At 62.6% G+C, this 14,922-nt stretch carries 11 protein-coding genes and 1 pseudogene; 9 read left to right on the top strand and 3 right to left on the bottom strand.

What is annotated here, in order from left to right; all coding sequences use genetic code 11:
• Nucleotides 1–119: 119 nt before the first annotated feature.
• Nucleotides 120–289 (bottom strand): annotated as a pseudogene (locus tag AB6809_RS29290) (lipocalin family protein); the annotation flags it as partial.
• A 72-nt stretch (nt 290–361) separates the two neighbouring features.
• On the bottom strand, nt 362–1,558 hold the full coding sequence (locus tag AB6809_RS29285) for a M20 aminoacylase family protein (RefSeq protein ID WP_371027737.1): 1,197 nt from the start codon (nt 1,556–1,558) through the stop codon (nt 362–364).
• 181 nt (nt 1,559–1,739) lie between these two features.
• Between AB6809_RS29285 and AB6809_RS29280 the strand changes: the two genes are divergently transcribed.
• Nucleotides 1,740–3,818, top strand: a complete 2,079-nt coding sequence (locus AB6809_RS29280) for a molybdopterin-dependent oxidoreductase (RefSeq protein WP_371027736.1) — start codon at nt 1,740–1,742, stop codon at nt 3,816–3,818.
• Between the two features lie 155 nt (nt 3,819–3,973).
• Complete coding sequence (locus AB6809_RS29275) at nt 3,974–5,647, top strand: long-chain fatty acid--CoA ligase (RefSeq protein WP_371027735.1); 1,674 nt, start codon at nt 3,974–3,976, stop codon at nt 5,645–5,647.
• A gap of 177 nt (nt 5,648–5,824) precedes the next feature.
• Here AB6809_RS29275 and AB6809_RS29270 read toward each other — a convergent pair whose 3' ends face one another.
• On the bottom strand, nt 5,825–6,994 hold the full coding sequence (locus tag AB6809_RS29270) for a porin (protein WP_006053201.1): 1,170 nt from the start codon (nt 6,992–6,994) through the stop codon (nt 5,825–5,827).
• Between the two features lie 302 nt (nt 6,995–7,296).
• Here AB6809_RS29270 and coq7 point away from each other — a divergent pair, with 302 nt between their 5' ends.
• From coq7 to murF, 7 genes are all read left to right on the top strand, one after another.
• A complete protein-coding gene (coq7, locus tag AB6809_RS29265; RefSeq protein WP_114156505.1) occupies nt 7,297–7,935 on the top strand; it encodes a 2-polyprenyl-3-methyl-6-methoxy-1,4-benzoquinone monooxygenase in 639 nt (212 codons plus the stop codon).
• A 412-nt stretch (nt 7,936–8,347) separates the two neighbouring features.
• Complete coding sequence (gene mraZ, locus AB6809_RS29260) at nt 8,348–8,776, top strand: division/cell wall cluster transcriptional repressor MraZ (RefSeq protein ID WP_006053203.1); 429 nt, start codon at nt 8,348–8,350, stop codon at nt 8,774–8,776.
• 15 nt (nt 8,777–8,791) lie between these two features.
• A complete protein-coding gene (gene rsmH / locus AB6809_RS29255; protein ID WP_006053204.1) occupies nt 8,792–9,745 on the top strand; it encodes a 16S rRNA (cytosine(1402)-N(4))-methyltransferase RsmH in 954 nt (317 codons plus the stop codon).
• Nucleotides 9,742–10,092, top strand: coding sequence for a cell division protein FtsL (gene ftsL / locus AB6809_RS29250; RefSeq protein ID WP_006053205.1), 351 nt, complete (start codon nt 9,742–9,744; stop codon nt 10,090–10,092). Before rsmH ends, ftsL begins: the two co-directional genes overlap by 4 nt.
• Entirely contained in the window at nt 10,089–11,954 is a 1,866-nt protein-coding gene (locus AB6809_RS29245; RefSeq protein ID WP_006053206.1) for a penicillin-binding protein 2, read from the top strand. Before ftsL ends, AB6809_RS29245 begins: the two co-directional genes overlap by 4 nt.
• Nucleotides 11,951–13,498: a UDP-N-acetylmuramoyl-L-alanyl-D-glutamate--2,6-diaminopimelate ligase gene (locus tag AB6809_RS29240; protein WP_371027734.1), complete on the top strand. Its 1,548-nt coding sequence runs from the start codon at nt 11,951–11,953 to the stop codon at nt 13,496–13,498. The genes AB6809_RS29245 and AB6809_RS29240 overlap by 4 nt, the downstream gene beginning before the upstream one ends.
• A complete protein-coding gene (gene murF / locus AB6809_RS29235) occupies nt 13,495–14,922 on the top strand; it encodes a UDP-N-acetylmuramoyl-tripeptide--D-alanyl-D-alanine ligase (RefSeq protein WP_371027733.1) in 1,428 nt (475 codons plus the stop codon). Before AB6809_RS29240 ends, murF begins: the two co-directional genes overlap by 4 nt.

Here is a 14,922-nt window from a genome sequence, read left to right as displayed (position 1 = left end):
AAGTAGGTAATCGTCAGGCTCCCCAGCAGTGTCAGAAACCCCACCCCGAAAAGGTGGGGTTTCTGCGTTTACACGGCGGAATAAACGCGGAACAAAGGGCGGCAAAATGCGGGGCGCCGTCACGGCCCGCCCATGCGCAGAGCGCCGGCATAACCGGTCAGTTCCAGATACGCCCGCCCGAGCTCCGCGCCATCGCGGCTCACCCGCGCCGCGCCTTCCAGTACACCGCGCCGGTCGACTGCCGCGAGTCGAGTTCCTGAAGCGGATCGGGCTGCCATGTCAGCGCGCCAGGCAAGCCATACGCGCGTTCCCGGACCCGACGGACAACACAACACATCGTCCAGTCCCAAAACCCTCCGTCCTACTTCTCTACCGCCAGAAACCGCTGCGCAAGCCGCACCCAATACGTCGAGCCGATCGGCAGCAACTCATCGTTGAAGTCATAGCTCGCGTTGTGCAGCATGCAGGGGCCTGCACCGTGGCCGGCGTCGCGATGGCCGCCCTCGCCGTTGCCAAGAAACGCATAACATCCCGGCTTCGCCAGCAGCATGAACGAGAAGTCCTCCGCGCCCATCGTAGGTTCGACCGAGTCGTCCACCTTTTCTGCCCCGACAACTTCCTTCATGACGGCGGCCGCAAACCGCGCTTCCTCACTGCTGTTGATAGTGGGCGGATAGTTTCTGTGGAAATGAACGTCGACCGTGCAATCGTAAGCGTCCGCCGTGCTTTGAGCGATTTTGCGCATGCGCGCTTCGATCAGATCGAGCGTTTCAGTCGTAAAAGTCCGTACGGTGCCCGCGATCCACGCATCGTTAGGGACGACGTTGACTGCATCGCCGGCATGAATTTGCGTGATCGAAAGCACAGCCGTATCCAGCGGCTTCTTGTTCCGCGTGATGATGCTTTGCAAGCCATTAGCGATCTGCACAGCGGTAAACACCGGATCGCGTCCGTTGTGCGGCAGCGCTGCGTGCGAGCCAACACCTTTAATCTCAATGCGGAATTCGTTGCTGGACGCCATGATCGGCCCTTCGGTTACGCCGAAGTGGCCCGCCGGCATGCCCGGCCAGTTATGGATGCCGAACACTGCATCCACAGGAAATTTTTCGAAAAGGCCGTCGTCGATCATGGCCTGTGCGCCGGCGCCGCCTTCTTCGGCCGGCTGAAAAATGAAAACGATGGTGCCGTCAAAGTCGCCATGCTTCGCCAGATGCCGGGCTGCGCCGAGCAGCATCGCCGTGTGTCCATCGTGACCGCACGCATGCATTTTTCCATCGTTTTTCGACCGATGTTCGAAGTTGTTCAGCTCCTGAATCGGCAACGCATCCATGTCGGCGCGCAGGCCGATCGAGCGCTTGCCATTGCCGCGTTTGAGCACGCCGACAACACCTGTCTTACCCAATCCGCGATACGTTTCTATACCCCATGACTCAAGGGTCTTCGCGACCAACTCCGCAGTCGCTGTTTCTTCGTAACGCAGTTCGGGATGAGCGTGGATCGTTCGTCGAAGGGTCTGGATTTCTCCGTGAGCAGCCTGAATTTCGGGGATCAGTTTCATAATAGAGTGCCGATGTGCTTGCGCTTAAACTTGCATGGAATCGCTCGGGCGACATGCGCCCGGACGCAGTGCTAACGATTCTACGCCGAAGGCTTTTTGGCGGCAGCATGCAGGCAACCGCCGGCGGACGTAATAAAATCCCGCGTTGCGCCCTGCTTACCGTCTCCTGAATGGTTACCCAATGAACGCTCCGACCGAATTCGCTCGCGCAGTTTGCCCGCACGACTGCCCCGACACCTGCGCGATGCGGGTAACAGTCGAAGGCGACCGGGCAATCAAGGTCGTCGCCGATCCAGATCATGCTCCGACCCAAGGCGCGTTGTGTACCAAAGTCAGCCGCTATGCGGAGCGCGTTCATCATCCGCAACGCCTGACGACGCCCATGAGGCGCGTCGGCCGCAAGGGCGAGGGCCGTTTCGAGCCGATCGGCTGGGAAGAAGCGTTGGAGCTGGCCGCAAAGCGCCTGCGGGAGATAGCCGGCCGCGTGCCGCAAGCCATCCTTCCATATAGCTACGCGGGCACGATGGGCCTCGTGCAGGGCGACAGCATCGCGCAGCGGTTCTTCCACAAGCTGGGCGCGTCGCAACTGGATCGCACCATCTGCGCGGCAGCCGGCGCCGCCGGTTTGAAATACACCTACGGCGCGAGCATCGGCATGCTCACTGAGTTTTTCGAGGAAAGCGAGGTCATCCTCATCTGGGGCTCCAATCCGATTGCGTCGAACCTGCATTTCTGGACCCGCGCGCAGCAGGCCAAGCGCCGAGGCGCGCGCCTCATTGCGATTGACCCGTATCGGTCGCTCACCGCGGAGAAGTGTCATCAGCACATTGCGCTGAAACCGGGCACCGACGGCGCCTTGGCGCTCGGCATGATGCACGTCTTGATCTCGGAAGACCTGCTGGATCACGCTTACATCGCCGCGCACACGTTGGGCTTCACCGAGCTGAAGGCTCGCGCGCTCAACTATCCACCGTCGCGGGTGGCTGAAATTTGCGGCATCGACGAGCAGGTTATCGTCGACCTCGCGCGACTTTACGGCAGCACGAAGAAAGCGGCGATTCGCCTGAACTATGGTCTGCAGCGAGTGCGCGGCGGCGGCAACGCGGTGCGCGCAATCGCGTGCCTGCCGTCGCTCACCGGCGCGTGGCGCGAGCGCTCGGGCGGCGCCCTGCTGTCGTCGTCCGGTTGGGCGCCGGTGGATTCACATGCACTGCAGCGTCCCGACCTGATGCCCGGCTGGCCGGCGAGCCCGAGCCGCGTCATCAATATGAACGCAATCGGCGACGCGCTGCTGCACCCAGGCGACGCCGAGTTCGGTCCGAAAATTGAGGCGATCGTCGTGTATAACTCGAATCCGGTTGCTGTTGCGCCGGATTCGGAGCGCGTCGCCGCCGGCTTCGCTCGAGAAGACCTCTTCACGATCGTGCTGGAGCACTTCCAGACCGACACCGCCGATTACGCCGACCTTCTGCTGCCCGCCACCACGCAGCTCGAGCATCTCGACGTGCATAAGTCGTACGGCCACACGCACGTCATGGCGAACTTGCCGGCGATTCCGCCGGTCGGCGCGGCGCGTCCCAATACGGAGATCTTTCGCGGCCTCGCGCGGCACATGGCGCTGGATGAACCGGCGCTCTTCGAAAGCGACGAAGCCGTTGCTCAAAACGCATTCCGCTGGCAGGACAAGAAGCTCGAAGGCGTGAACTGGGAAGCGCTCAAGCGGGCCGGCTGGGCAAAGCTGAACCTGCCCGACGCGCCTTTTGCAGAAGGCGGCTTTTACACGCCATCGGGCAAATGCGAGTTCTACAGCGAGCGGCTCGCGCAGCAGGGTCTTGACCCGCTTCCCGATTACCTGCCGCCCTATGAGTCGGCGGAATTCGCGCCTGAACTGGCTGCCCGCTATCCGCTCGCGATGATCTCGCCGCCCGCGCGCAACTTCCTGAACAGCACGTTCGTCAACGTCGAAAGTCTGCGGTCGACGGAAGGCGAGCCGCATCTCGACATCCACCCGGCGGACGCGGGGCCGCGTCACATCGCCGACGGCGATTACGTGCGCATTTTCAACGACCGCGGCTCGATGCAGGCGCGCGCTCGCGTCACCGACCGTGCCCGCGAAGGCCTTGTGGTCGGCTTGTCGATCTGGTGGAAAAAGCTCGCGCCCGACGGCCGCAACGCCAATCAGGTCACGAGCCAGGCGCTTACCGATCTCGGCGGATCGGCAACTTTCTACGACTGCCTCGTCGAAGTGGAGCGCGTCTGACGCGCTCTTGCAACATCGCGCCAGCCTCGCCAACAAGGCTTCCGAAGGTTCGAGGCAGCAGTCTAACGCAGCCGTTTTTCGCGAATAGCGCAGGGACGCCCATGCTACGATGCGTTTTTAGCACGACCATTCGAAAATAAAGAAGGAGACGCTGCATGGATAAAATCTGGCTGAAATCCTACCCGCCCGGCGTTCCCGCAGAGATCGACCCGACCCGCTATTCGTCCGTCGCCGAACTGCTCGAGGAAGCATTCCGCGAGCACCGCAACAAGCCGGCGTTCGTCTGCATGGGAAAGGGCATCAGTTACGGCGAACTCGACGCGCTTTCGCGCAAGCTGGCCGCGTGGTTTCAGTCGAAGGGCCTTGCGCGCGGTGCCCGCATCGCAATCATGATGCCGAACGTGCTGCAATATCCGGTCGCGATTGCGGCGATTCTGCGGGCGGGGTATGTGGTCGTGAACGTCAACCCGCTCTATACGCCGCGTGAGCTCGAGCATCAGTTGAAAGACAGCGGCGCGGAAGCAATCGTCCTGCTAGAAAATTTCGCCGTCACGTTGCAGGCCGTCGTACGCAATACCGCTGTCAAGCACGTCGTGGTCGCCGCAATGGGCGATCTGATGGGCGTGAAGGGCGCTGTCGTGAACTTCGTCGTGCGCCGCGTGAAGAAAATGGTGCCCGCCTGGAGTTTGCCCGGTCACGTCAAATTCAACGCGGCCATCGCCGAAGGCGAGCGCCAAACTTTCAAGCCCGTCCAGCAAGGCCCCGACGATGTCGCGTTCCTTCAGTACACCGGCGGCACGACCGGCGTGGCCAAGGGCGCCACGCTGCTGCACAGGAACCTGATTGCGAACGTGCTGCAGTCCGAAGTGTGGCTCAATCCGGTTCGCGCAAACCGCACGGACATCGAGCAGTTCATCACGGTTGTGGCCTTGCCGCTGTACCACGTGTTTGCGCTGACGGTGTGCGGTCTGCTGACCATCCGCACAGGCGGACTCGGCGTGCTGATCCCCAATCCGCGCGATATTCCCGGCACGATCAAGGCGCTCCAGGGTTACGCAATTACCACTATCCCGGCGGTCAACACGTTGTACAACGCGCTGTTGAACAGTCCTGACTTCGACAAGCTCGACTTTTCGAAACTGATCGCGGCAAACGGCGGCGGAATGGCCGTCCAGGAAGCTGTCGCAAAGCGCTGGTTCGAGCACACAAAGACGCCGATCATCGAGGGCTACGGTTTGTCCGAGACGTCGCCGTGCGTCACCTGCAATCCCGTGACGGTGACTGAATATAGCGGCACGATCGGGCTGCCGTTGCCGTCGACCGAAGTCTCCATCCGCGACGACGACGGCAACGAAGTGCCGCTCGGGCAACCGGGCGAGATTTGCATCCGCGGCCCGCAAGTGATGGCGGGCTATTGGAACCGGCCGGAAGAAACCGCGAAAGTCATGACGCCGGACGGCTTCTTCAAGTCGGGCGATGTCGGCTTCATGAACGACCGGGGTTTCGTGAAGATCGTGGACCGCAAGAAGGACATGATTCTGGTTTCCGGCTTCAACGTGTACCCCAACGAAATCGAGGATGTGGTCGCGAAGCTACCCGGCGTGCTCGAGGTCGCGGCGGTCGGTGTGCCGGATCAGCACTCCGGTGAGGCGGTAAAGTTGTTTGTCGTCAAGAAAGACGACGCGCTGACGGACGCCGACATATTCGCCTACTGCAAACAGCAGCTAACCGGCTACAAGCGGCCGAAGATCGTCGAGTTCCGGACCGAACTGCCCAAGAGCAATGTCGGCAAGATTTTGCGTCGGGAACTGCGAGATGGGCGGGCGTAAGCGGAAGCCCAACATCGCGGACGCTGACACGTCGTAACGCATAGGCATCAGCAGCATGCGAAGGCCCGGCTGACACGACAAGTCAGCCGGGCTTTTTTCGTTTCCGCGCGTCCCCCCACGGCCATAAAAAAAGGCGCCCGAAGGCGCCTTTGAGGCAAACTGCGTTTTTACGACTTATTAGAACTTGTGGCGGATGCCGACGCGAGCTGCGAGCTGGTTCTGGTTCGACGAGCCCGACAGGCCGTTGATGCCAGCCGTTGCCGTGACGACGGCGCCTGCCGCATTCACGGTTTCGCCCGTAGCGTGCTGGTACACACCGATCACGTAGACGTCGGTACGCTTGGACAGGAAGTAGTCCACGCCCAGCGCGCCTTGGTGGTACTGAGCGCGCGAGTTGCCGTTGACTTCCGAACCGCGCGTGTAGTCATACGCTGCGCCGACCAGCAACGCCGGGGTCAACTGGTACTTGAAGTTGACTTCCGCGTTGTTGAACGTAGCCGTTTGGCCCTTGAACGGCGATGCGTACGACGCGCCCAGGTTTGCAAAACGGATGTTCGAGTACGTCAGGCCGAGGGTTGCTGCGCCGAACGTGTAAGCACCGCCTGCACCGATAACCTGGTACGTGTTAGCCGATGCGAAGCCAGCGTAGACCGGCGACGTCACTGCGCCAGCCGGCGTAGCTGCCGTGCCGCCGTTGTTGAACAGACCACCCGAAGCTGCCGGCGTGCGCGCGTTCAAATAACCAACGCCCAAGACCAACGGACCGTTGTTATAGCCAGCGCCCAACGACCAGATCTGGTTCTGCGAGAAGTTGCCTGCAACACCGCCGAAGCTGTACGTGCCGCCGAACTTCAGGCCGCCGTAATCCGCGCTCGTGTACTTGACCGTGTTGTTCGTACGGTATGCGTTGTTGAAGTTGTCGATGTCGCCCGGGTGAGCAGCGATGTAGCCGCCCCACTGGTCGCCGGCTTCCAGCGGACCGACGTAGTCGACGACGGAGTCGTACTGACGACCCAGCGTGACCGTGCCGAACTGGCTCGACAGACCGACGTAAGCTTGACGACCGAACATCAGGCCGCCTTGACCCAGCTTGCCGTTGTTCACGTCAAAGCCGTTTTCCAACACGAAGATTGCCTTCAGACCGCCGCCCAGATCTTCCGTGCCACGCAGGCCGAAACGCGAGCCTTGCATGACGCCGCTGGACAGGTTGTACAGGTGCTTGCCACCCGAGTTGGTGTTGATGTTGAAGCCTTCGTCAATGATACCGTACAGGGTCACGCTGCTCTGAGCATGTGCGACGCCTGCGAATGCGCCCAGTGCTGCGAGAGCGAGAAGCGACTTTTTCATCGAATGATCTCCAAGGATTACGAATCTTTTTTACAAGGCGAATATTTATGTAGCGTTGAGGCCTTGCTTGTCCAACTTCGCGAGAAGTTGCACGTAATGTAACAAAAGGGCTACATGGCACAAAGAAAAAGGACGCTGCCCGGACGGCTCCTGTTTCGTTTACGCAACATGATCTAAAATCGAAATCTTGATGCCTTCAGCGGCTGGATCAGCCCCGCGCGAAGGCCGTGTTTTTTCCCGCGAAGCCTTCTCGCCCGGGCCACGAAGAACGCGAAGCAAGTTGTCGAATCACGGAGTGCCGAATGTTTCTGGACGAGTTGATTACTGAATTTGATCGGGGTTTACGCTCAATGACGGGCGTTTCGCGCATGAGCCGTCCTTTGCCAGTTCCGCAAGAATCGGCGGCTTCGGCCGAGGCGCCCGAGCTCTCGCCGGCCGAGCGCGCGCACTCCGCGGGTCTGATGCGCGTGAACCATGTCGGCGAAGTCTGCGCGCAGGCGCTTTACCAGGCACAGAAGCTCGCGACCAGTTCGCCGTCGTTGAGAAGCGTGTTCGATCGCGCCGCAATCGAGGAAGAAGATCACCTCGCATGGACGGCGAAGCGTCTCGAGGCGCTCGACTCGCGTCCGAGTCTGCTGAATCCGCTTTGGTACGCAGGCGCGCTCGCCATCGGGCTCGCGGCCGGACGCATGGGCGACCGCGTGAGCCTCGGCTTCATGGCCGAAACCGAGCGGCAGGTCGAACAGCATCTGGATAGCCACCTCGATCGTCTGCCGGTCGGTGATCGCGAATCGCGCGCGATTGTCGAGCAGATGCGCGTCGACGAAGCCGGACATGGAAAAGCCGCAATTGACGCCGGCGGCATCGAGTTGCCGTTCCCCGTGCGCGCCATGATGCGCGCGATGTCGAAAGTGATGACCCGCACCGCGTACTACATATAAGAACCGCCGAGTTTCCGTCTCACCACGCAAGGTGGGACGACGCCCCGCGCGTCGTCCCCGCGTAGCCGCCGAAAACCCCGCCGCACACCTTCCAGACGCCCTTCACGATCGCTTACGCCCCGCGCTGTTCGCCCGCACTTTTCACGTATCACCTTCAGAAGCCTCAGTAGTCCCTTCATTTATAACGATTTTCCGTTTTTCGTCTGACATGAACGACTCGCGCTAAGTCCTTGTTCTAACAAACAAAATTCGCTCGAAAACGGCCTGTCTCCCTTGACCCGTGTTTAGCGTTCCTCTAAAGTGGGAGACAGTGTGAGAAAGTGTATTTTTGTGTGATCTCACGGGTGGTTTCGGGTAGATTTTTACGAATTGGGCAGCCGGCGCAAAGGCGCGGGCCAAGAGGGAGAGCGAAGTGTTCCAAGGGGCGTCGGCGCTGACGCTCGATGCGAAAGGGCGGATGTCTATTCCGTCCCGCTATCGGGATGCGCTGCAAACACAGGCTGAGGGCCGGGTGACGATCACCAAGCACCCGGACGGCTGCCTGTTGCTCTTTCCGCGCCCGGAGTGGGAAATCTTCCGCGACAAAGTCGACAAGCTGCCCATGAACGCAGCCTGGTGGAAGCGCATCTTTCTCGGCAATGCAATGGACGTCGATATGGACGGCGCGGGCCGCGTGCTCGTGTCGCCGGAATTGCGCGCGGCCGGTTCGCTGGAAAAAGAAGTGACGCTGCTCGGCATGGGGCGTCACTTCGAACTGTGGGACGCACAGATTTACGCCGCGAAGGAACAGGCGGCCATCGCCGAGGGCATGCCCGAAGCGTTGAAGAACTTCACGTTCTGATCGCGGCATACATATATGGCATCTGCGATGAGAAACGAATTGCAGCATCGCACGGTGCTGCTGGAAGAAGCGGTAGCGGCGCTGGTCACGCGCGCGGACGGCGTCTATGTCGACGGCACGTTCGGGCGCGGCGGCCACAGCCGTCTGGTGCTGGAGAAGCTGGGGCAAGCGGGGCGTCTGATCGCGTTCGACAAAGACCCGCTCGCCATCGCCACGGCGCAGCAGATCGGCGATCCGCGCTTTGGCATCGTGCACGAGAGTTTTGCTTCACTGCGCACCGCGATTGCGGAGCGCGGGATTGAACGGGTGTCGGGCGTTTTGCTGGATCTGGGCGTGTCGTCGCCGCAAGTCGACGATCCGGAGCGGGGTTTCAGTTTCCGCGCCGACGGCCCGCTTGACATGCGGATGGACCCGACGCGCGGCGAGTCCGCGGCTGACTGGCTGGCGCGGGCCACAGTGCAGGAACTGACGGAGGTGATACGAGATTATGGGGAAGAACGGTTTGCTTTTCAGATTGCAAAGGCGCTTGTTGCTCGCCGGGCAGAGTCCGACCGTCTTGGGCCTCTCGTCAGCACGGGCGAGCTTGCCCAAATCGTGGCTAACGTCGTCAAAACCCGTGAGAAGGGCAAGGATCCGGCAACCCGCACCTTTCAGGCTATACGGATTCACATCAATCAAGAGCTTGCGGAGCTGCAAGTCGTTTTAGAAGCAGCGTTGTCGCTGCTGGAGCAAGGGGGACGGCTGGTGGTCATCAGCTTTCATTCGCTCGAGGACCGGATCGTCAAGCGATTCATGCAGGCACACGCCAGTGCGCCCGCGGTCGATCGTCGTCTGCCGATTCGTGCCGTCGACCTACCGAGCCCTCCGCTCAAAATCATCGGCCGCGTGTTTGCGAGCGACGCTGAAGTCGCCGCGAACCCGCGCGCCCGTTCTGCCGTGATGCGTGTGGCGGAGCGGATCGCACCATGAATCGCCTCAATATCTTCCTGCTGATGATCGTGATGGGCTGTGCGTTGTCGGTTGTCAACGCAACGAACCAGCAGCGCCAGATCTTTATCCAGTTGCAGCGCGCGCAGTCGCAGGAGCGCCAGTTGCAGCAGGACTATTCGCAGCTTCAATATCAGCAGAGCGCGCTCTCCAAGACGTCGCGCATCGAGCAGTTCGCGACCACGTCGCTGAAGATGCAGGCGGTCAGCACCGGGCGCACGCAATACCTGACGCTCGATCCTGGCGCCGCAAAGGCCGAAGACGCGCCGATCCCGACTTCGGCTCCGGCATCGGCGCCGTCGGCGACTCGCAGCGGAGGCGTTCGATGAAAAAATCGTCCAGCCGCAAGAGCGTCGCTTTCTCCGCTAATCCGATCCTGTCCGTGCGCCTGCCGATGTGGCGCTCGAAGCTCGTCGTGTTCCTGCTCTTCATGGCGTTTGTCGCGCTGACCGCGCGCGCCTTCTGGATTCAGGGCCCCGGCAACGCGTTCTATCAGAAGCAGGGCGAAATCCGCTATCAGCGCCGCCTCGAATTGCCGGCCACGCGCGGCAAGATTCTCGACCGCAATGGCCTCGTGCTGGCCACGAGTCTGCCGGTGCGTGCGATCTGGGCGATTCCGGAATCGGTGCCGGACGACCTCGGCGCGGACAAGCTGAACTCGCTCGGCAAACTGCTCGGCATGACCGATAAGGAATTGCGCAGGAAGCTCTCGGAAGACAAGAACTTCGTGTACGTCAAACGTCAGGTGCCGGTGGATATTGCCGAGAAGGTGAAGGCGCTCGACATCCCCGGCATTTACGCGCGCGACGAGTACAAGCGTTTCTATCCGGAAGGCGAGATCACGGCTCACCTGATCGGCTTCACGAACGTCGAGGACGAAGGCCAGGAAGGCGTCGAACTCGGCGACCAGAAGCTGCTCGCCGGCATGTCGGGCAGCCGTCGCGTGATTAAAGACCGCATGGGCCACATCATCGAGGACGTGGACGAGCAGGTCGTGCCGCACAACGGCCAGGACGTGGATCTCTCGATCGACAGCAAGATCCAGTACATCGCGTACACGAACCTGAAAGCGGCCGTCGAAAAGTTCAAGGCGAAGGCCGGCGCGGCGATGGTGATCGACGTGCGGAGCGGCGAAGTGCTGGCGCTCGTCAATTACCCGACCTACAACCCGAACGACCGGTCGCACATGACCGGCGACCAGTTGCGCAACCGCATCCTGACCGACACGTTCGAGCCGGGCTCGATCATGAAGCCGTTCACGGTGTCGCTCGCGCTCGACCTGCACCGCGTCACGCCGACTACACTGGTTGATACAGGCGGCGGCCGCTTCGTGCTCGACGGTGCGCCGATTACCGACGACAGCGCGTTCGGTGTCCTGACGGTCGGCGGCGTGATCCAGAAGTCGAGCAACATCGGCGCGACGAAGATCGCGATGCAGTTGAAGCCCGAAGAGATGTGGAACATGTACACCAGCATCGGTCTTGGCCTCGCGCCGAAGGTCGGTTTCCCGGGCGCTGCGGCGGGACGTCTGCGTCCGTGGAAGAGCTGGCGCCGTATCGAGCAGGCGACCATGTCGTACGGCTACGGCCTGTCGGTGTCGCTGTTCCAGCTCGGCCGCGCGTACACGGCCATCGCGCACGACGGCCAGATCATGCCCGTGTCGATTTTCCGCACGCCTGGCGACCAGCCGGCCACCGGCCCGCAAATCTTTTCGCCGACCACCGCCCGCGAAGTGCGCGCGATGCTCGAAACCGTCGTCTCGCCGGGCGGCACGTCGCCGGATGCGGCGGTGCCGGGCTATCGCGTCGGCGGCAAGAGCGGTACGGCGTATAAGCACGGCCCTCACGGCTACGATCACTCGAAGTATCGGGCGTCGTTCGTCGGCATGGCGCCGATGCCGAATCCGCGCATCGTCGTCGCCGTATCGGTCGATGAACCGACTGCGGGCAGTCACTTCGGCGGTCAGGTGTCGGGTCCGGTGTTCTCGGGCATCGTCGGCGATACGCTGCGCTCGCTGAACGTGCCGCCACAAATGCCGGTCAAGCAGATGGTTGTGTCCGACGACTCCGCGTCCGCTGCGCCTTCGGCCACTCCCGCGCCGTCCGCAACGAAGAAAATTTCGGCGAACGCGAGCGCGAAGAAGATGACGATTTCCGCGAATGCGAAGACGCATGCGGGAGTCGTTCGATGAGCGCGCTGCGCAACAATCATCCGTCGCATCGGCAAATTGCCGAAGCGTTGAACTGGCTGCAAGCGCACCTGCAGCGAGGCGCGCATCTGCACGCGGACACGCGTTCGCTCACAGCCGGCGACGCGTTTTTCGCCTACGCCGTGGATGGCGCGGACAACCGCGCGTTCATCGACGGCGCGCTTGAACGCGGCGCTGCCGCGGTGCTCGTGCAGCCGGAAGGCTTTAGCGGCGCGATCGACGCGTCCACCACGCTCGCGGTGCCCGCGTTGAACGAGCTCGCGGGCTCGATTGCCAGCGCCTGGTACGGCGATCCGAGCGACAGCATGCTCACGGTCGGCGTCACGGGAACGAACGGCAAGACGTCGTGCAGCCAGTGGATTTCGGCGGCGCTCACCGCGCTTGGCAAACGTTGCGCGATCATCGGCACGCTCGGCACCGGCTTGCCGGGCCAACTCGTGCACACCGGCTTCACGACACCCGACGCGCCGCAACTCCAGCGCAGTCTCGCGCAGTTGCGCGACGCGGGCGCAAAGGCGGTTGCGATGGAAGTGTCGTCGCATGCGCTGTACCAGGGGCGCGTGAACGGCACGGCGTTCCACATCGCCGTGTTCACGAATCTCACGCAAGACCATCTGGACTATCACCACACGTTCGAGGCGTATGAGGCCGCGAAGGCGCGCCTCTTTGCCTGGCCGGAACTGCGTGCGGCCGTGATCAATCGCGACGACGCGGCGGGTCGCCGTTTGCTGGCAAGCACGCAAGGCCACGCACGCACGATCGCGTATGGTCTCGATTCCGCACAACAAAGCGCGCCGCAAGCCGACGCGTCGCTGCTCGCATCGAACGTGCGCGCGACGGCCACCGGCACCGCGTTCCACCTGAGCACGTCGGACTGGGGCAATGCCGAAGTGGAAGTGCAAACGCTCGGCGCATTCAACGTCAGCAATCTGCTCGGCGTACTCGGCGCGTTGCTCGCCGCTGAGATTCCCTTCGATGCCGCCCTCGCCGAACTCGCGAAGCTCGAATCGGTGAACGGCCGCATGCAGCGCCTCGGCGGCCGCTTGCAAAACGACGAGCCGCTCGTCGTGATCGACTACGCGCACACGCCCGACGCGCTGGAAAAAACACTCGAAGCGTTGCGTCCGATGGCGGCCGCGCGAGGCGGCGAACTGATCTGCATGTTCGGCTGCGGCGGCGATCGCGATGCAACCAAGCGTCCCCTGATGGGCGCCATCGCCGAAAAGATGGCGGACGGCGTGGTGGTCACGAGCGACAACCCGCGCAGCGAAGATCCGCAATCCATCATCGAGCAGATCGCAGCGGGAATGAAAGACGCGTCGAAGGCACGCCGTATCGAGGACCGCGCGAGCGCGATCCTTCAGGCGATCCGCGGCGCGGCGCGCGAAGACGTCATCGTGCTGGCCGGCAAGGGGCACGAAGCAACACAGGAAATCATGGGTAAAAAGCGCGCTTTCTCCGACCAGGACCACGCCCGCCTCGCGCTCGCCGCGCGGGCCACGCAGGCACGCGGAGGTGGCGAATGAGCGCGCAAGGCAATGCGATGTTCACGCTGCGTGAAGCGGCCGCGCTGATTCCCGGCGCAACGGTTATCGGTGACGACAGCGTCGCGTTCGAACGCGTGTCGACGGACAGCCGCAGCGCGGGTCCCGGCGATCTGTTCGTCGCGATCAAGGGCGATCGCTTCGACGCGCATGACTTCCTCGCCGACGTCGCCGCGCGCAACGTGAGCGCCGCGCTCGTCGCGCGCGTGCCCGACGGCTGGAACGTGCCCGCCTTGCGCGTGGCCGACACGCGCGTTGGACTCGGCGCGCTGGCTCGCGGCTGGCGTCGCAAGTTCAGCATGCCGCTCGTCGCCGTGACCGGAAGCAACGGCAAGACCACGGTCAAGGAAATGATCGCGTCGATTTTCGCCGCGGCTGTCGGCGTCGATGCGCGCCTTGCCACCGCCGGCAACTTCAACAACGACATCGGCTTGCCGCTCACGCTGTTTCGTCTGCATGCCGCGCATCGGTTGGCGGTCGTCGAACTCGGCATGAATCATCCGGGCGAAACGTCGCTGCTCGCGAAAATCGCCGAGCCGACCGTTGCCGTGGTGAACAACGCGCAGCGCGAGCATCAGGAATTCATGGCGACCGTCGAAGCGGTCGCGCTCGAGCATGCGAGCGTGATTCACGCGCTCACGCCTGATGGAATCGCTGTCTTCCCCGCCGACGATGCCTACGCAAGCATCTGGCGCGTGGCGGCCACGGGCAACCGCATCGTCGACTTCGCGCTGAACATCGCCGAGCGCACAACGGAAGCGGCGGTTACGGGCACGTTCGACGGCAAAGTACTCAGCATCGAAACGCCCGAAGGCCACACAAATATCACGCTGCAAGTGCTCGGAAACCACAACGCGCACAACGCGTTAGCTGCGACGTCAGCGGCGCTTGCCGCAGGCGTTTCGCTCGACGCCATCAAGCGCGGCCTCGAATCGTTCGGCGCGGTGAAAGGCCGCCTGCAGGTCAAGCACGCCGCGCTCGGCACGCTCGCGGGCGCGACCGTGATCGACGACACCTACAACGCCAACCCCGATTCGATGCGCGCCGCGATCGACGTGCTCGCGTCGCACGCATCGCCGCGTGTGCTGGTGATGGGCGACATGGGCGAAGTCGGCGACAACGGCCCCGAATTTCACCGCGAAATCGGCGCCTATGCGAAGGAACGCGGTATCGACGCGCTGTACGCAATGGGCGACGCCTCGCGCGACGCCTGCACCGCGTATGGCGAAAGCGCGCATCACGTCGCCGACGTCGGCACGCTGGTCGCGCAATTGCAGCAGGCCGGTTTCGGTCCTGCTGCAACGCTTCTCGTGAAAGGCTCGCGCTTCATGCAAATGGAGCGCGTGGTGGACGCCGTAACGAGTCCACAACCCAACGCAGCGGGCAGCGCGCCCGCTGCACACTGA

The organism is Paraburkholderia sp. RCC_158 (genome assembly GCF_041355255.1).
Taxonomy (GTDB): Bacteria; Pseudomonadota; Gammaproteobacteria; order Burkholderiales; family Burkholderiaceae; genus Paraburkholderia; species Paraburkholderia graminis.
Note: the sequence above shows the minus strand (reverse complement) of the source record. Positions and strands in the feature narration are given on the sequence as shown.

Excerpts from the sequence above, each read along its gene's own strand:
- AB6809_RS29240 (WP_371027734.1), top strand. The coding sequence starts at position 11,951 with ATGAGCGCGCTGCGCAACAATCATCCGTCGCATCGGCAAATTGCCGAA.
- AB6809_RS29275 (WP_371027735.1), top strand. The coding sequence starts at position 3,974 with ATGGATAAAATCTGGCTGAAATCCTACCCGCCCGGCGTTCCCGCAGAG.
- rsmH (WP_006053204.1), top strand. The coding sequence starts at position 8,792 with ATGGCATCTGCGATGAGAAACGAATTGCAGCATCGCACGGTGCTGCTG.
- murF (WP_371027733.1), top strand. The coding sequence starts at position 13,495 with ATGAGCGCGCAAGGCAATGCGATGTTCACGCTGCGTGAAGCGGCCGCG.
- AB6809_RS29245 (WP_006053206.1), top strand. The coding sequence starts at position 10,089 with ATGAAAAAATCGTCCAGCCGCAAGAGCGTCGCTTTCTCCGCTAATCCG.
- ftsL (WP_006053205.1), top strand. The coding sequence starts at position 9,742 with ATGAATCGCCTCAATATCTTCCTGCTGATGATCGTGATGGGCTGTGCG.
- AB6809_RS29285 (WP_371027737.1), bottom strand. The coding sequence starts at position 1,558 with ATGAAACTGATCCCCGAAATTCAGGCTGCTCACGGAGAAATCCAGACC.
- AB6809_RS29280 (WP_371027736.1), top strand. The coding sequence starts at position 1,740 with ATGAACGCTCCGACCGAATTCGCTCGCGCAGTTTGCCCGCACGACTGC.
- coq7 (WP_114156505.1), top strand. The coding sequence starts at position 7,297 with ATGTTTCTGGACGAGTTGATTACTGAATTTGATCGGGGTTTACGCTCA.
- AB6809_RS29270 (WP_006053201.1), bottom strand. The coding sequence starts at position 6,994 with ATGAAAAAGTCGCTTCTCGCTCTCGCAGCACTGGGCGCATTCGCAGGC.